The 15,327-nt window shown below is 70.7% G+C and carries 17 protein-coding genes; 9 read left to right on the top strand and 8 right to left on the bottom strand.

Translation table 11 applies throughout. The features are described 5' to 3' along the window. Positions 1–42: 42 nt before the first annotated feature. The 6 genes from ACGH48_RS16375 to ACGH48_RS16350 all read left to right on the top strand — a co-directional run bounded on the left by ACGH48_RS16375 (position 43) and on the right by ACGH48_RS16350 (position 5,891). Positions 43–1,281: a sugar ABC transporter substrate-binding protein gene (locus ACGH48_RS16375; protein ID WP_260232986.1), complete on the top strand. Its 1,239-nt coding sequence runs from the start codon at positions 43–45 to the stop codon at positions 1,279–1,281. A 107-nt stretch (positions 1,282–1,388) separates the two neighbouring features. Continuing rightward, complete coding sequence (locus ACGH48_RS16370; protein WP_123312065.1) at positions 1,389–2,363, top strand: carbohydrate ABC transporter permease; 975 nt, start codon at positions 1,389–1,391, stop codon at positions 2,361–2,363. After that, complete coding sequence (locus ACGH48_RS16365) at positions 2,356–3,246, top strand: carbohydrate ABC transporter permease (RefSeq protein ID WP_123312067.1); 891 nt, start codon at positions 2,356–2,358, stop codon at positions 3,244–3,246. The genes ACGH48_RS16370 and ACGH48_RS16365 overlap by 8 nt, the downstream gene beginning before the upstream one ends. A 34-nt stretch (positions 3,247–3,280) precedes the next feature. Further along, entirely contained in the window at positions 3,281–4,606 is a 1,326-nt protein-coding gene (locus ACGH48_RS16360; RefSeq protein WP_123312069.1) for an alpha-L-fucosidase, read from the top strand. Beyond that, the gene (locus ACGH48_RS16355) at positions 4,606–4,932 is read left to right on the top strand and encodes an L-rhamnose mutarotase (protein WP_396289353.1); all 327 of its coding nucleotides are present in this window, start codon (positions 4,606–4,608) and stop codon (positions 4,930–4,932) included. Before ACGH48_RS16360 ends, ACGH48_RS16355 begins: the two co-directional genes overlap by 1 nt. Beyond that, entirely contained in the window at positions 4,929–5,891 is a 963-nt protein-coding gene (locus tag ACGH48_RS16350; protein WP_396289351.1) for an aldo/keto reductase, read from the top strand. The genes ACGH48_RS16355 and ACGH48_RS16350 overlap by 4 nt, the downstream gene beginning before the upstream one ends. Positions 5,892–5,985: 94 nt before the next feature. On the opposite strand, the gene ACGH48_RS16345 is transcribed toward ACGH48_RS16350, so the two are convergent. The 6 genes from ACGH48_RS16345 to ACGH48_RS16320 all read right to left on the bottom strand — a co-directional run bounded on the left by ACGH48_RS16345 (position 5,986) and on the right by ACGH48_RS16320 (position 10,312). Beyond that, on the bottom strand, positions 5,986–6,264 hold the full coding sequence (locus ACGH48_RS16345; RefSeq protein ID WP_123312075.1) for a GlsB/YeaQ/YmgE family stress response membrane protein: 279 nt from the start codon (positions 6,262–6,264) through the stop codon (positions 5,986–5,988). Between the two features lie 96 nt (positions 6,265–6,360). Then, positions 6,361–7,038, bottom strand: a complete 678-nt coding sequence (locus ACGH48_RS16340; RefSeq protein WP_111086323.1) for a FadR/GntR family transcriptional regulator — start codon at positions 7,036–7,038, stop codon at positions 6,361–6,363. An 87-nt stretch (positions 7,039–7,125) separates the two neighbouring features. Beyond that, entirely contained in the window at positions 7,126–7,884 is a 759-nt protein-coding gene (locus ACGH48_RS16335; RefSeq protein WP_396289350.1) for an SDR family NAD(P)-dependent oxidoreductase, read from the bottom strand. Continuing rightward, positions 7,884–8,753 (bottom strand): fumarylacetoacetate hydrolase family protein, encoded by an 870-nt coding sequence (locus ACGH48_RS16330; protein WP_396289348.1) that lies wholly within the window; start codon positions 8,751–8,753, stop codon positions 7,884–7,886. Before ACGH48_RS16330 ends, ACGH48_RS16335 begins: the two co-directional genes overlap by 1 nt. 42 nt (positions 8,754–8,795) lie before the next feature. Continuing rightward, positions 8,796–9,635 (bottom strand): amidohydrolase family protein, encoded by an 840-nt coding sequence (locus ACGH48_RS16325; protein WP_396289347.1) that lies wholly within the window; start codon positions 9,633–9,635, stop codon positions 8,796–8,798. A 401-nt stretch (positions 9,636–10,036) separates the two neighbouring features. After that, the gene (locus tag ACGH48_RS16320; RefSeq protein ID WP_123312083.1) at positions 10,037–10,312 is read right to left on the bottom strand and encodes a glutaredoxin domain-containing protein; all 276 of its coding nucleotides are present in this window, start codon (positions 10,310–10,312) and stop codon (positions 10,037–10,039) included. A gap of 49 nt (positions 10,313–10,361) precedes the next feature. On the opposite strand from ACGH48_RS16320, the gene ACGH48_RS16315 reads away from it, so the two are divergent. From ACGH48_RS16315 to ACGH48_RS16305, 3 genes are read left to right on the top strand one after another with little or no spacing between them, the layout of a single operon-like run. After that, positions 10,362–12,050: an adenosylhomocysteinase gene (locus ACGH48_RS16315; protein ID WP_396289346.1), complete on the top strand. Its 1,689-nt coding sequence runs from the start codon at positions 10,362–10,364 to the stop codon at positions 12,048–12,050. Further along, positions 12,047–13,483, top strand: a complete 1,437-nt coding sequence (locus tag ACGH48_RS16310; protein ID WP_396289345.1) for an amidohydrolase family protein — start codon at positions 12,047–12,049, stop codon at positions 13,481–13,483. The genes ACGH48_RS16315 and ACGH48_RS16310 overlap by 4 nt, the downstream gene beginning before the upstream one ends. Then, a complete protein-coding gene (locus ACGH48_RS16305) occupies positions 13,480–13,977 on the top strand; it encodes a cupin domain-containing protein (protein ID WP_396289344.1) in 498 nt (165 codons plus the stop codon). Before ACGH48_RS16310 ends, ACGH48_RS16305 begins: the two co-directional genes overlap by 4 nt. Before the next feature lie 42 nt (positions 13,978–14,019). Here the strand turns inward: ACGH48_RS16305 and ACGH48_RS16300 are convergent, their stop codons facing one another. Next, complete coding sequence (locus ACGH48_RS16300) at positions 14,020–14,595, bottom strand: hypothetical protein (RefSeq protein ID WP_123312089.1); 576 nt, start codon at positions 14,593–14,595, stop codon at positions 14,020–14,022. Continuing rightward, complete coding sequence (locus ACGH48_RS16295; protein ID WP_131877415.1) at positions 14,592–15,224, bottom strand: hypothetical protein; 633 nt, start codon at positions 15,222–15,224, stop codon at positions 14,592–14,594. Before ACGH48_RS16295 ends, ACGH48_RS16300 begins: the two co-directional genes overlap by 4 nt. Positions 15,225–15,327 lie beyond the last annotated feature (103 nt).

The following is a 15,327-nucleotide window of genomic DNA, read 5'->3' as shown; positions in this document are numbered from 1 at the left end:
CCACCCCACACACCCCATCACCACGACGAAGTGGAGACACCGATGCAACGACGACGACTCACCGCGGGGCTCGCGGCAGCAGCAGCTGCCGCCCTCGTGCTCACCGGCTGCTCGTCCGGCAGCACCGCCAGTGACGGCCAGTCCGCGGACGCCCTGACCTGGGCCATGTGGATCGCCGGGAAGGAGGACAAGGCCGCCTGGCAGAAGGTCGCGGACACCGTCAAGACCGATGACGAGGTCGACGTCACGATCCAGGGCTCACCCTTCAACGACTACTGGACGAAGCTCCGCACGCAGCTCTCCACCGGCACCGCGCCGTGCATCGTGAGCATCCAGTCGCTCCGTGCTGCGAACTACACGGACGTCCTCGTGCCGATCGACGACATGGCGGAGAAGGCGAACCTCGACCTGAGCGAGTACGACCAGACCGGGCTCGACGGCATGAAGGTCGACGGCAAGCTCTACGGTCTGCCCTACGACACCGGCCCCATGGTCATGTTCTACAACAAGGACATCTTCGAGAAGGCCGGCGTCGCCGAGCCGAAGCCCGGCTGGACGGTCGACGAGTTCGAGGCCGCCGCCAAGGACCTCAAGGCGGCCGGCACCCCGATCTGGGGCACGAGCGTCGAGGACATCCCGCTCGAGTCGATGATCCTCGGCTACAACGGCGGCCGCGTGATCGACGCCGACGGCACGCTCGACGCGTCGAACGCGGAGTTCGCCGAGGGGCTCGACTGGATCGGCGGCCTGGTCAAGGACGGCTACGCCACCCAGGCCAGCACCGACGGCTCCACCGACGACAACGCGTTCGTGTCCGGCGACGTCGCGATGTACAGCGACGGCCCGTGGTCGATCATCAGCCAGAAGGCCAAGGTGAAGTTCGACCTCGGCATCACCACGATCCCCTCCGGCACGGACGGGCCCAGCTCGTTCGCGGCCGGGTCGGGCTTCGGCATCTCGAAGCAGTGCAAGTACCCCGAGCAGGCGTTCAAGGCCATCAGCACGATGACGAACGAGGCCACGCTCACCTCGCTCGCCGAGCAGGGCCGCGCCTTCCCGGCGCGCACCGCGGCGCAGCAGGCCTGGTACGACAACGCCGGCATCGACGGGGTCGAGGACGCGCTGAAGACCGGACTCGACGACGCCACGCCCCTGCCCGGCAACAAGCAGAGCGACCAGCTGAACCAGCTCTTCGCGCAGTACGCGCTGCAGGCGGTGAACGGACAGACCTCCGGCAAGGAGACGATGTCGTCCATCGCGAGCCAGCTCGGCTCGCAGTGACGGGCGTCACCCCCTGACGGACTGGAGGCGCGGGTCGGCCCCGCCCCGCGCCTCCCGTCCGCCCCATCCGAAGTGCAGGACCGCGCGAACGACGAGGAGGTCGTCGCATGACCACCATCCAGGACCCACCCGCCGAAGCGGCGGTCGCCGCTCCGCCGGTCGCGGTCGCGACCGGCGGCACACCCCGCCGGAAGACCGGCGGCGCCGACGCCGAACTCGGCCGCCGCTCGTGGTGGGGCGCCGCCTTCGCCGCACCGCACTCGATCGGACTCGTCGTGTTCACGGCGTTCCCGATCCTCGCGTCGCTCGTCGTGAGCTTCATGAACTGGCCGATGCTCGGCGAACGGTCGTGGGCCGGGCTGTCGAACTACACGCAGCTGTTCTCCGACCCGATCTTCCGGACGGTCACGCTCAACACGGTGCTGTTCGTCGTGCTCTACGTGCCGCTCAACCTCGTGGTCTCGCTCGGCCTCGCCGCGTGGTTGACGCCGAAGATCCGGCACCGCCACGTGTTCCGGGTGCTGTTCTTCATCCCGACCATCACGCCGATCGTCGCGAACGTCGTCGTCTGGCGGATGCTCTACCAGCCCGGTGGCGCCATCGACGCGACCCTGCAGTCGACCGTCGGCGTGAACGCACCGAACTTCCTCGCCGACGACAACTGGGCCATGCTCGCCGTCGTCGCGATGAGCGTCTGGCAGGGCTTCGGCTACAACATGCTGATCTTCTCGGCGGCACTCGACTCGGTGCCCGAGAACCAACTCGAAGCGGCACAGCTCGACGGCGCCAACGCCTGGCAGATGTTCTGGCGGATCAAGTTCCCGCTCATCTCGCCGTCCATCTTCTTCGCCACGATGATGACCCTGATCACGTCGTTCCAGGTGTTCGTCCAACCGTTCGTGCTGACGAAGGGCGGACCGGGCACCTCGACCGAGACCCTCGTGCAGTACATCTACAACACGGGGTTCCAGACGCAGCAGCTCGGACTGGCATCGGCCGGCGCCTGGGTGCTGTTCGTCATCATCCTCGGCATCACGGCCATCCAGTTCCTCGGACAGAAGCGGTGGGTGCACTATGACTGAACTGACCTCGTCCAACCGGACGATCAACCCGCGGGCGCTGCCCCGCACGCACCGCCAGTCCGGCCGGGTGCGGCACGCCGTCGGCTACGTGCTGCTCTGCCTGGTGGCCCTGCTGTTCGTCTCGCCGCTCATCTACATGGTGGCGACGAGCCTGAAGCCCTCGGCGGACGTGTTCACGACGCCGCCGACCCTGTGGGGTTCCTCGATCGAGTGGGGCAACTACGCGCAGGCGTTCACGTACCTGCCCTTCGCCCGCTTCATCCTCAACGGGATCTTCGTCGCCGCCGCCGGCACCGCGATCAACGTCGCCGTCGCGGTGCTGTCCGGGTACGCGTTCTCACGGCTGCGGTGGCGCGGACGGAACACGGTCTTTGTCCTGTTCCTCGCGACGCTGATGATCCCGCAGGACGTCCTCGTCATCCCGATGTACGTGATGATGCAGGGCTTCGGCTGGGTCGACACGTTCCAGGCGCTCATCATCCCGTGGGCGTTCACGGCCCTCGGCGCGTTCCTGGTGCGGCAGTTCTTCCTGACCGTGCCGCAGGAACTCGACGACGCCGCCCGCGTCGACGGTGCCGGTGCCATCCGGACCTTCTTCTCGGTCATGCTCCCGCTCGCCCGGCCGACGATGGCCGTCCTCGCGGTGTTCTCGTTCATCTCGTACTGGAACTCGTTCCTCTGGCCGCTCGTCATCGTCAACGACGTCGAGGCCCGGGGCACCATCCCGCTCGGCCTGCAGCAGTTCTTCGGGCAGCAGGGCTCCGAGTGGAACCTCGTGATGGCGGCGTCGGTGATCTCGATGCTGCCCACCGTGATCCTGCTCGTCCTGCTGCAGAAGCACCTCGTCAAGGGCATCGTCACCAGCGGCCTCGGCGGCCGGTGACACCCCTCCCCCCTCTGAAAGGAACACTGGCCTCATGACCATCACCGCACCTGCAGAGCCGCAGACCGCGACCGACGCCGCCGGGTTCCCCGCGTGGTTCACCCACGACCGGTTCGGCATGTTCATCCACTGGGGGCTCTACGCCCTGCCGGCACGGCACGAGTGGGTGAAGAACCGCGAACGGATCACCGACGCCGACTACCAGAAGTACTTCGACCACTTCGACCCCGACCTGTTCGACGCCGCCGACTGGGCCCGCCGTGCTCGCGAAGCCGGCATGAAGTACGTCGTGCTCACCACGAAGCACCACGAGGGCTTCTGCCTCTGGGACAGCAAGCTCACCGACTACAAGTCCACGAACACCCCGTTCGGCCGCGACATCGTGCGCGAGTTCGTCGACGCCGTCCGGGCCGAGGGGCTGCGGGTCGGTTTCTACCACTCGCTCATCGACTGGCACCACCCCGACTTCACCGTGGACGGCGTGCACCCCCGGCGCGACGACTCGCCCGAGGAGATCGAGGCGTTCGACCAGGGCCGCGACATGTCGCGCTACCGGGAGTACCTGCACGGTCAGGTCGAGGAGCTGCTCACCGACTACGGGCAGGTCGACTACCTGTTCTACGACTTCTCGTACCGGGACAACGACCACGAGGACATCTGGGGCGGCAAGGGTCGGGACGACTGGGGCTCCGAGGAGCTCATGGCCCTGACGAAGCGCCTGCAGCCCGGCATCATCGTGAACGACCGGCTCGACATCCCCGGCGACCTGGTCACCCCGGAGCAGTACCAGCCGGACAAGCCGATGGAGGTCGACGGTGCTCCGGTGCCGTGGGAGGCCTGCCAGACACTCAACGGTTCGTGGGGCTACGACCGCGACAACGTGAACCTCAAGCCGGTCGACCTGCTCGTCCGCATGCTCGTCGACGGCGTCTCGAACAACGGGAACATGCTGCTCAACATCGGCCCCACCGGCCGGGGCGAGTTCGACGGGGTCTCCCGCCAGACCCTCGACGGCATCGGCACGTGGATGCACCAGCACGCCCGGTCCGTCTACGGCGCCGGGCCGTCGTCCTTCGTCGCGCCGCGCAACACCGTGTACACGCAGAACGGCAACCGCCTGTACCTGCACCTGTTCGCGTGGCCGTTCGAGCACGTGCACCTGCCCGACCTGGCCGGCAAGGTGGCGTACGCGCAGCTGTTGAACGACGCGTCGGAGCTGCACTTCCGCGAGATCCCGCCGGGGACCCGCGCGCAGAACACCGGGCTCGGCGGGCAGCCGGCCGGGACACTGACGCTCACGCTGCCGATCGTGCGGCCGGACGTCGCCGTGCCGGTGGTCGAACTGTTCCTGCGCGACTGATGCAGCGCATCCTGTCGAGGACCCGACTGCGGGCGGGGAACGAGGCCGCGTACGACGCCGTGCACGCCTCGGTCCCGCCCGCGCTCGCGACCCGACTGCGCGAGGCCGGCGTGCACGACTGGACGGTGTGGCGCGACGGGCTGGACCTGGTCCACCTCATCGAGGTCGAGGACTACCGCGCGATGCGTCGGGCGCTCGCCGACGACCCGGTCAACGCCGCGTGGCAGGAGACGATCAACCCCTTGCTCGAGGCCGACGACGACTACTCGGGGAACGACGACGGCGTCCCGCGGGTCTGGTCGCTCGCCGACCAGGTGGACGCATGACGGAGCTCGACCTCGACCTCGACCGGGGACCGTTCTGGTTCGGCGGCGCCGGCATCGGCAACCTGTTGCGCACGGTGGCCGACGACGACGCCCGCGCCACGGTCGACGCCGCGTGGGACGCCGGCGTGCGTGGCTTCGACACCGCGCCGCACTACGGCCTCGGGCTGTCCGAACGACGGCTCGGGGCGGCGCTCGCCGACCGCCCGCGTGACTCGTTCCTGGTGTCGACGAAGGTCGGGCGGCTGCTCGTGCCCGGTCGCGGCGACGGGGACGACCTGGCGTCCGGCGGGTTCGCGGTGCCGAACGACACCGTGCGGCAGTGGGACCCGTCGCCGTCCGGCGTGCGGCGGTCGTTGGACGAGTCGCTCGGCCGGCTCGGACTCGACCACGTCGACGTCGCGTACCTGCACGACCCCGACGTGTACTCGCTCGAGGACGGCCTGACGCAGGCGCTGCCGACGCTCGCCGAGCTGCGCGACGACGGTGTGGTCCGCGCCGTCGGGGTCGGGTCGAACTCGTTCGAGGCCCTCGACGCCGCGGTGTCCACCGGCCTCTGCGACGTCGTCATGCTCTCGGGGCGGTACACGCTCCTGGAACAGCCCGCGGCGGCGCTCGTCGCCCGGTGCGCCTCACTCGGCGTCGCGGTCGTCGCGGTCGGGGTCTACAACTCGGGGCTGCTCGGGCGGGACCGGCCGGACGCCACAGCGACGTACGACTACGCCACGGCACCGGGGGCACTCGTCGCGCGGGCGAACGCGATCGCCGACGTGTGCGAGCAGCACGGGGTCACGTTGCCCGAGGCTGCGCTGGCCTTCCCGCGCCGAGCGGCCTCGGTCGCCGCGATCGCGCTCGGCGTGCAGTCGGCCGAGCAGGTGCGCTCGAACGTCGAGCGCGCTGCGGCCGTGGTGCCGGAGGCCCTGTGGGAGGACCTGCGCGCGGCCGGCCTGCTGCACGACTGACGTCCCTGCCGAAACGAAACCAGGTTCCGGACACCGCACCAGGCGTTTCCGCGGTGCTGTGTCCGGAACCTGGTTCCGGCGGGGGCGCTGGTGCCTAGCGGGTCTTGGCGCTGCGACCCGAGAAGCGGATGTAGATGATCAGCACGATGATGGCGCCGATGATCGAACCGATGATGCCGGCGGGCTGGAAGAAGCCGTCCATCGGGTCGTGCTGGAAGATCAGGAACCCGAGGAACCCGCCCACGAACGAGCCGATGATGCCCAGCAGGATGGTCATGGGGATCGAGATGTTCTGCTTGCCGGGGACGACGAGCCGGGCGATGGCGCCGGCGATGAGTCCGACGATGATCAAGCTGATGATGAGACCGAGCACGGTTTCCTCCTCGTGGGTGCGGTTGCCGCGGCATGGTTGCCGGAGTCAGGGCCGACGACCAACGCAACACCCACCCACCTGCACGCGTTCTCGGTTTCAGTCGAGGGAGCGCCGCAACCAGCGCTCGACACCCTCGACGTGCGACACCACGAGCGCCTGCACGAGCTGCGGATCCCGGCGTCGGATGGCGTCCACGATGGCGGCGTGCTCGTCGAGGGTGCGCTGCACGGAGCCGTTCTGCGTCAGGCCACGCCAGACCCGCACCCGCACGGTCTTGCTCGACAGGGCGTCGAGCAGCCCGGACAGGTACTGGTTGCCGCCGATGCCCGCGATGGTCGAGTGGAACAGCAGGTCGTGGGCCACCAGGTCCTCGACGCCGGTGTCCTCGCCGACGGACTGCATCAGGGTCGCGAGCTCGTCGATCTGCTGCTCCGAGGCCCGCGCGGTCGCCAGGACGGCGGACGCGGGCTCGAGGATGCGTCGGACCTCGAGCAGGTCGACGAGGGATCGGTCGTGGTGCATGTCGACGACGAACGACACGGCCTCGAGCAGGACGCCCGGTTCGAGCGAGGTCACGTAGGTGCCGTCGCCGCGCCGGACGTCGAGCACGCGGATGAGCTCGAGGGCCTTCACCGCCTCGCGCAGACTGTTCCGCGACAGGCCGAGTGACTCGCTCAGTTCCTTCTCGGGCGGGAGGCGCTGCCCGGGTTGGAGCTCACCGCTCACGATCATCTGCTGGATGCGTGCGATCGCATCGTCGGTCAGCGACGCCACGTCACCACCTCCTGATCCCGGCCCGCTCGCGGACGCGAGCGGACAGGTCGACGATAGCCGGGCCTCCCGGTCGTCACGGGCCGACCATCAGGCGGGCCGCAGCCGGAGGGCCTGCATCCCGCCGTCGACCGCCAGGTCGACGCCCGTCGTCGACCGGGCGAGCGGGCTCGTCAGGTACGCGACCGCCTCGGCGACCTCCTCCGCCTGCACGAGCCGACCGTGCGGCTGCCGGGCCTCGAGGGCAGCGCGCTCCGCGGCCGGGTCACCTGCGGTCGACAGCAACCGCGCGACCCACGGGGTGTCGGCGGTCCCCGGGTTCACGGCGTTGACGCGGATGCCCTCGCGGATGTGGTCGGCTGCCATGGCGCGGGTCAGGGCGGCGATCGCACCCTTCGTCGCCGAGTAGAGCGCCCGCTGGGGCAGCCCCGCGGTCGCGGCGATGGAGCAGGTGTTCACGATGCTCGCGTTGCCCGACGCCCGCAGGTGGGGGAGCGCGGCCCGCGACAGCCGGACGGCACCGAGGACGTTGACCTCGTACACGCGGCGCCACTCGTCGTCGGGGTTGTCCTCGACCGTGCCCTGCGCGCCGATGCCGGCGTTGTTCACCAGGACGTCGAGGCCGCCGAGCTGCTCGACGGCGGTGGCGACGGCCGTGCGGACGGAGGCGTCGTCGCTGACGTCGCACGTGACGGAGACGAACCCCTCGGCGGTGGACGGCTGGAGGTCGAGGACGGCGACCGCGGTCCCGCGGTCCCGCAGTGCGACGGCGATCGCGGCGCCGATGCCGGACGCGCCCCCGGTGACGATCGCCCGGACGCCGTCGTGGCTGCCGGTTGGGTTTGCCATCAGGCTGCCCCGACCGTCTGGCGCTGCGAGCCGAGCCCGTCGGCGGTGAGCTCGACGACGTCGCCGGGCTGCAGGTAGGGCGCGTGACCGGCCAGTGCCACCCCCGCCGGGGTGCCCGTGCTGATGACGTCGCCTGGGTACAGCACCATGAACTGCGACAGGTACCGGACGATCTCCACAGGCCGGAAGATCATGTCGGCGGTGGTGCCGTCCTGCCGGACCTCGCCGTTGACGGTCAGCCGGAGCGCGAGTGCCGCGGGGTCGAGGCCGGCGGCGTCGAGCGACCCGGGCGTCACCAGCCACGGGCCGAGCGGGTTGAAGGTCTCGCAGGACTTCCCCTTGTCCCACTGCCCGCCGCGTTCCAGTTGGAACTCGCGCTCGGACACGTCGTTCGCGATGGCGTAGCCGGCGATCGACGCCTCGGCCGCTGCATCGGACTCGCAGTAGCGGGCGGTGCGGCCGATGACGATCGCGAGCTCGATCTCCCAGTCGGTCTTCGTGCTGTTCCGGGGGATCAGGACCTCGTCGTCGGGGCCGATCACCGTCATCGGGTCCTTCATGAACACGATCGGTTCCGTGGGGAGGTCGGCGCCGGTCTCGGCAGCGTGGTCGCGGTAGTTCAGGCCGATGCAGACGACCTTGCCGGGCCGGGCGATCGGTGCACCGCGCCGCATGCCGTCGGCGCGAGCTCGGTCGATGCTCGGCAGGTCGCCGGCGCTGCGCGCGTGGGCGACGCGGCCGACCGGGTCCGAGGCCAGGAAGGCCCCGTTGACGTCACTGGTGATGGAGCGGAGGTCGAAGACCTCGCCGTCGGTGTCGATGGCCACGGGGATCTCGCTCCCCGCCGGGCCGAGTCGTGCGAACTGCATCGTTCCTCGCTCTCCGGCTGCGCCAGTGCAGCCGAAGACATCCTATGTCTGAGTGCGGCCCCGGACAAGGTAGACGCGTTCCGCGGTACCGCTGAGGACGGCTTCGTGCTCGGTCGTCGACAGGTCGGCGAGTGCCGCCGTCGCCCGCTGCACGACGTCGGCGTACCCGGTCGCCAGGGTCGACACCGGCCAGTCCGAGCCGAACATCGACCGTTCGGGACCGAACTGCTCGACGACCCCGCAGACGTACCGGTCGACCGGGCGGTCGCGCCAGTCCGGGCCGGCCTCGGTGAGCAGACCGGAGACCTTGCACGTGACGTTCGGGCGCGCTGCGAAGTCGGTCATCCGTCCCCGCCAGGCCGGATCACCGGTGTCGATCGACGGCTTGCCCGCGTGGTCCAGGACGAACGACGCCTCGGGGACGGCATCGATCAGGGTCAGTGCGGCGGCGTGCTCGCGCGCACGGACGAGGACGTCGAACACCAGGCCGGCGGCGGCGAGTGCGTGGACCCCGCGGACGACGTCGGGGCGGGCGAGCCAGTCCGCGTCGGGTTCGTCCTGCGCCTGGTGCCGGATGCCCACCAGGCGCTCGCCGCCGGGAAGTGCTCGAACGGCGGCGATCCGGTCGGTAACGTCCGGCGCGGTCAGGTCCACCCAGCCGACGACGCCTGCGACGGGTCCGGGTTGCTCGAGCAGCGAGGCGGTCTCGCCGGGGTCGTGCACGGCCTGCACGACGATCGTCCGCGTCACGCCGGTGCCCTGCGTCGCCGCGCGGAGGTCGTCCACGTCGAACCGCCGCCGGATCGGGGCGACGGAGTCGTCCATCCAGGGGTACGGCCGGTCGGCAGGGTTCCAGAGGTGGTGGTGAGCGTCGATGATCACGCGCTCATGATGCCCCATTCATCCGATGTCCGCCCGTGCGTGGTGTGCTCGGCGCGAAAGCGACAGAAGTTGGCGTCATCAGCCGGTCCGGTCCGCAAGAGCGACAGTCTGCCGCCGATGTTCGGCGGCACACTGTCGCTTTCGCGGAAGCGCCAGCGCCAGCGCCAGCCGGGCTCGACACGGACACGCGGGCTCGGGACACGACCCCGGCCGGGAGGCGCGGCGCGCGTCGGGCGCGCACCGTGCCTCCCGGCCGGGTTGATCCCAGAGCATCCTGCGAAAGCGACAGATATCGTCCCGTCGCACGGTCGGTGCCGCCAGCGCGACAGTCTGCCGCCGATGTTCGGCGGCACACTGTCGCTTTCGCGGAAGCGACAGATCTCGGCCGAGCCGCCCGCAGCTCAGACGGCGCCGGAGGCCTCGAGCTCGGCGCGCAGCTCGGCGTCGGACGGCTCGACGAAGTGCTTGCCGTTCGGCAGCACCACGACGGGGATGTTCTTCCGCCCGCTGATCGCCTCGGCCCGGTCGGCCGCCGACAGGTCCTGCTCGACGTCGACGTACTCGTAGTCGACACCGAGGGTGTCGAGCAGCGCCTTCGACCGGCGGCAGTCGCGGCACCAGTCCGCGCCGAACATCGTCACCTTGTCGAACGCTTCGGTCGTGGTTGCATCGCTCATGCCCAGAGAGTACGTCGGCGGGCCCCCGCGCATTCCCTACGATTGACGCATGCCGCCAGGACCCGACCCCGAGACGCGATCCTGGGCGTCGGCGGCCGTCCGACGCTTCGCCGCGGTGACGAACCTGCTCGTGGCGGCTCGCCGGTTCCGCATCGTCGGTGGCGACCCCCGCGACGCCGCGGCGCTGCACGAGCTGCTCACCGGACTCGGCGCACGCCCGGCCGCGGAGCACGAACCGATCGACCAGCTGTGGTGCCTCGGTTCCCCCGAGGACTCCACCCCCGTCATCGAGCGCGAGGCCGACCGGCCCCGTGGCGCCACGCTCATCGTGATCGACGCCGGCCGGCACCTGCCCGCCGTCGATGAGGACGCCTTCGGTCCCGTCGTCACCGCACGCCCAGGGGTGCTCGGCGTCCCGATGCTCTCCGACGACGTCTTCATGGTCTCCACCGGTCGCGACCCCGAGGACGACCCGGCCGCCGACGCCCGCCTGCGCTGGGCACGACGCTCCATGCCCGTCTCGCGTGCGGTCGCCGCGGAACTCCGCGACGGCGGACTGCTCCGTGGCACCCGCATCGGCGTCGCGATGTTCCTCGAGCCGAAGACGGCGGTGCTGAGCCTGTTGCTGCGCGACGCCGGGGCAGAGGTCGTCGTCTACGCGCACGCCGACGAGACCGACGACGCCGTGGCCGCGTCGCTCCGGGCATCGGGTCTGACGGTGTACGCGAGCAGCACCGCCTCACTGCCGGAGCAGAAGGCGCTCGCCCTCGCGATGCTCGACACCCGACCGCACATCCTGCTCGACGACGGTTCGCACGTCATCCGGCTCGCCCACCAGGAACGACCGGACCTGCTGCCGACGATGCTCGGCGCGGCGGAAGAGACCACGAGCGGCCTCCGACCCCTGCGCGTGATGGCGTCGCGGGGCGAGCTCGGCATCCCCGTGGTCGCCGTCAACGACGCCCGCACCAAGACGTACTTCGACAACCGGTACGGCACCGGGCAGTCGACGGTGTTCGCGGTGCTCGACCTGGTCGACGGGCTCGCGTCCGGCACGCACCGAGTCAAGTCGGGAGGCGCGGCGGTCGTCGCCGGGTTCGGGCACGTCGGCGAAGGGGTCGCGCTGGTGCTGTCCGCCCTCGGGTTCCGGGTCACGGTCGCCGAGACGGATCCCGTGCGCGCCCTGCAGGCGCTGTTCGCCGGCCACGCCGTCGCGCCGCTCGCCGAGGCCGTGCAGGACGCCCACCTCGTGCTGAGCGCCACCGGGGTCGCCGACACCATCGACCTGCGGGTGCTGCGATCGTGCGCGGACGGGGCGGTCGTCGCCGTCGCGGGCGGGGTCGACCACGAGGTCGCACTGGCCGACGCGATGGCGGCCGGTGCCACCCGACAGCAAGTGGGCCCGAAGGCCGAGCGCCTCGTGTTCCCCGACGCCGACGGCGGGCCCATCGTGCTCGACCGCGGCGGGTGCATCAACATCACCGCGGCAGAGGGCAACCCGATCGAGATCATGGACCTGTCCTTCGCCGCGCAGCTCGGGGCCGTCCGCATGCTGCTCGAGCGCGGCGACGAACTGGAGCGAGCCGTCGTGCCCATCGACCCCGCGGTCGACGACGCGACCGCCCGTGTGGCGCTCGCCGCCTTCGGAGCGCACCCCGTTCCTCCCGTCCGCCTTGCCGAACACCCGGCGGACCGCGAGCCGGACGTCCGGACGCGCCGTTTCGGAGACCCCGCATGAGCGCTGCGCCCCCGAGCGACCTGCACCCGAGCGCCACGCACCCGCGTGCCGACCACCCGGTCGTCGTGCACTCGGCACGCGTCGTCGTGCCGATGACCGCGCCCCCGATCGCGGACGGCGCGGTCGCCGTGCAGGACGGCCGCATCCTGCACGTCGGCGACCGGTCCTGGGTCGTCGACCAGCTCGCCGGTTCCGGCACGACGTTCACCGAACGGCAGTGGCGCGGAGCCCTCCTGCCGGGGCTCATCAACGCGCACTCGCACCTGCAGTACACCGGCATGGCCAGTGTCGGCCGTGGCCAGTACAGCGGTTTCGAGGACTGGGCGGCCGCGTTCAACCAGGACTACGCCGAGCCGCACGACTGGCGGGCCGAAGCCGCTGCGGGCGCAGCGGCGTCGATCCGCGCCGGCGTCACGAGCATCGCGGACATCGTCACCGACATCGAGGCGTCCACCGCGCTCGAGGACGCCGGCCTCGGCGGCATCGCCTACTGGGAGGTGATGGACTGGGAGAACGACGCCTGGCAGTCGCACGGCCGCGACCAGGTGCTCGACGAGCTCGCACGGATCCCGACCACCCCCGGGGCCGGCCTGTCACCGCACGCGCCCTACTCGCTCGAGGTCGCGCCCCTGCTCGAACTCCCCGACATCGTCCGGCAGCGCGGACTCCGACTGCACCTGCACCTCGGCGAAGCGGCCTTCGAGGGGGAGCGCGTCGCCCTCGGACCCGTCCCCGGACTCGACGGTGTCGACGGCGTCGGCCACGGCAACGACTGGCACCTGGCGAACGTGCCCTCGTTCCGGGCGCTGCGGGCCCTCGGGTTCGGGGCGAGCGCCACCGCGTTCGTCGACCGACTCGGCGTGCTCGGCCCGGACTGCCACATCGCGCACGGCGTCTACATGACCGCAGCCGACCGGGCGCTCCTGCGCGCCCGTGGCACCGCCGTCGCCCTGTGCCCGCGGTCGAACGCCGTCATCGGCCTCGACCCGCCGCCCGTCGCCGACTACCTGCGCGAGGGCAGCCCGATCGCCATCGGCACCGACTCGCTGTCGTCGTCGCCGTCCCTCGACCTGATGGCCGACGTCACCGCCCTGCACCGGATCGCCCGCGCCCAGGGCTACGGGCACCGCGACCTGCACGAGCGGCTCCTGGCGGCGGCGACGCTCGGCGGTGCGCACGCCATGGGGCTCGCCGTCGGACCGGACCGCATCGGCCACCTCGCCGTGGGCGCCCGCGCCGACCTGGCCGTCTTCGACGTCGACGCCCGGACCGTGCCCGACGCGCTCGCCGAGCTCGTCGAGGACGGTGCCGGGCGCGCAGCCGCCACCGTCATCCGCGGGGTCGTCCGCGCCGTCGACGGAGCGCTGACCGGCGTGCCCACGTCGTCGCCCGACCGCTCTGCCCGCCCTGTCATCCCTGTGGAGGAATCATGACCGAGACCGCACCCCGCCCCGGCATGGCCGCCCGTCGCACCGTCGACGGCGAACTGATCGAGTGGCTCGACGTGCCGAAGCGCGCCATCGCCCTCGGCATGGAACCGCACCCCGAGGGCGGTTGGTACGTCCGCACCTGGACCTCACCGGCCACGGTGACGACGCCCGCGGGGGACCGCCCCGCCGCCACCCTGATCCACTTCCTGCTGCCCCCGGGCGAGGACTCGGCCTGGCACCGGGTCACGAGCGACGAGATCTGGATGTGGCACGGGCCCGACACGGTCGAGCTCGAACTCGGCGGCTCCGGTGCTGCTCCCGAGCCCGGCGCGCGGATCACCCTCGGGCCCGACGCCGGTCGCGACCGGGTGAACGACGCGCAGGCGTTCGTGCGCGGTGGCGTGTGGCAGCGGACGATCCCGAACGACGGCGAGGTGCTGCTGAGCTGCCTGGTGTCGCCGGGCTTCTCGTTCGAGGACTTCACGATGGCCGACTGACCTATCACTTGCGTGACCGCGGCGTCGAGTGGTGAAGGTTGGTCAGCGGATTGCTGCGTTGTCCCAGATGTTGCGCACGAAGCCAGCAACACGTGGAAGCAACGGGCCGGCCATGAGGGCCGTGGTTGCGAGCAGCGTTGCCGCCTGCAGGGCCAGGAACAACTCGAGCCACAGCGGCACGAACCCGCCCACCGCCCACGACACCGCCAGGATCGCCGTGAGCGACGACCCCACGCGCAGCACCTTCATCGGAGATCTGCTCCATGTGACGAGCGCGGAGGCCGCGAACGCCAGCGGCACGAGCGCGTGCAACGCGGTCGACAGCGGGAGCCACAGATCGGTGCCGAGAGCTGGCGACTGTGTCACGACGAACCCCGCCACGGATGCGGCGGCGACGCCGGGTGCGAGATCACGTCCACGCACTGCGAACACCATGCAGGCCGATCCACCGAGCACGGCCAACGCGACGAAGAACGCCGCCGCGCCGAAGCCGAACAGGTGGGAGCCACCGAAGCCGAGCAGGTTGTCGACGGACAGGACGGTGCTGCTGAGTGATGCGATCGTTCCGGTGGTCGCGACCGCGGTGCGCTCCGAAGCAGGCCTGGACGTGCTCGTCATGGGCTTCCCTCGACTGGACTCACGGTGGCGGCCACCTTCTCGTACGCGGTCGCGCACTTCGCCTTGAGGCGAGGACCGATCGGTGAGAGCGCTGCTACCCATCGCTCCGTGTCCGGGACCTTGCGGATGCGGTCCCTGCCGAGGCTGTCGACTGCTGCGTGCACTTCGGCAGTGACGGCCGGGAACAACCTGTCGTACTGGGCCGCTGTCTCGTTGCGCCCACTCGGATGGTTCACGTACCGCTCTCCCTCGCTCGCGACGAACTGCGTGCAGGTGGTGAGGTAGTCCTGCTCCGCTGTCAGCTTCGTGGGGGACCCGGCATCCCCGGCGATCTTCGGCGCGTCTGGAGGAGCGTCCAACGCCGCGACGATGGCAGGTGGTCCGATCACGTACCAGTTCTCACCGCGAGCGACGGCACGTTCCCCGTTGAACGTGTCGGCCCAGTCCTCAAGCGTCTGCGGAACGGACGCGGTGTGAGCGTAGGCGCGGACGAACGTTGCATCACCACCGTTGAAGCAATCGAATCCCCGCATCGCGTCCCAGAAGGCAAGGTCATCGAGCAACGCGTCGGCGTCGTCGCACGGCACGGAATCGCGGAGCTGATCAGCGATCGACTGCATCGAAGCCACGTCGAGCGCAGGCTCGTCGGGCCGGGGCGCCGGGCCGGAAGGAGCCGCTCGAAGTTCGCCGGATGCGCAACCCGACAGAAGAGCTGCGGCGACGCAGCTCGAG

It is taken from the genome of Curtobacterium pomorum (assembly GCF_044497295.1).
Taxonomy (GTDB): Bacteria; Actinomycetota; Actinomycetes; order Actinomycetales; family Microbacteriaceae; genus Curtobacterium.
Note: the sequence above shows the minus strand (reverse complement) of the source record. Positions and strands in the feature narration are given on the sequence as shown.

What these genes read in the sequence shown, in the direction of transcription:
- ACGH48_RS16375 (WP_260232986.1), top strand. Translation starts at nt 43, where the DNA reads ATGCAACGACGACGACTCACCGCGGGGCTCGCGGCAGCAGCAGCTGCC.
- ACGH48_RS16370 (WP_123312065.1), top strand. Translation starts at nt 1,389, where the DNA reads ATGACCACCATCCAGGACCCACCCGCCGAAGCGGCGGTCGCCGCTCCG.
- ACGH48_RS16365 (WP_123312067.1), top strand. Translation starts at nt 2,356, where the DNA reads ATGACTGAACTGACCTCGTCCAACCGGACGATCAACCCGCGGGCGCTG.
- ACGH48_RS16360 (WP_123312069.1), top strand. Translation starts at nt 3,281, where the DNA reads ATGACCATCACCGCACCTGCAGAGCCGCAGACCGCGACCGACGCCGCC.
- ACGH48_RS16355 (WP_396289353.1), top strand. Translation starts at nt 4,606, where the DNA reads ATGCAGCGCATCCTGTCGAGGACCCGACTGCGGGCGGGGAACGAGGCC.
- ACGH48_RS16350 (WP_396289351.1), top strand. Translation starts at nt 4,929, where the DNA reads ATGACGGAGCTCGACCTCGACCTCGACCGGGGACCGTTCTGGTTCGGC.
- ACGH48_RS16335 (WP_396289350.1), bottom strand. Translation starts at nt 7,884, where the DNA reads ATGGCAAACCCAACCGGCAGCCACGACGGCGTCCGGGCGATCGTCACC.
- ACGH48_RS16330 (WP_396289348.1), bottom strand. Translation starts at nt 8,753, where the DNA reads ATGCAGTTCGCACGACTCGGCCCGGCGGGGAGCGAGATCCCCGTGGCC.
- ACGH48_RS16320 (WP_123312083.1), bottom strand. Translation starts at nt 10,312, where the DNA reads ATGAGCGATGCAACCACGACCGAAGCGTTCGACAAGGTGACGATGTTC.
- ACGH48_RS16315 (WP_396289346.1), top strand. Translation starts at nt 10,362, where the DNA reads ATGCCGCCAGGACCCGACCCCGAGACGCGATCCTGGGCGTCGGCGGCC.
- ACGH48_RS16310 (WP_396289345.1), top strand. Translation starts at nt 12,047, where the DNA reads ATGAGCGCTGCGCCCCCGAGCGACCTGCACCCGAGCGCCACGCACCCG.
- ACGH48_RS16305 (WP_396289344.1), top strand. Translation starts at nt 13,480, where the DNA reads ATGACCGAGACCGCACCCCGCCCCGGCATGGCCGCCCGTCGCACCGTC.
- ACGH48_RS16300 (WP_123312089.1), bottom strand. Translation starts at nt 14,595, where the DNA reads ATGACGAGCACGTCCAGGCCTGCTTCGGAGCGCACCGCGGTCGCGACC.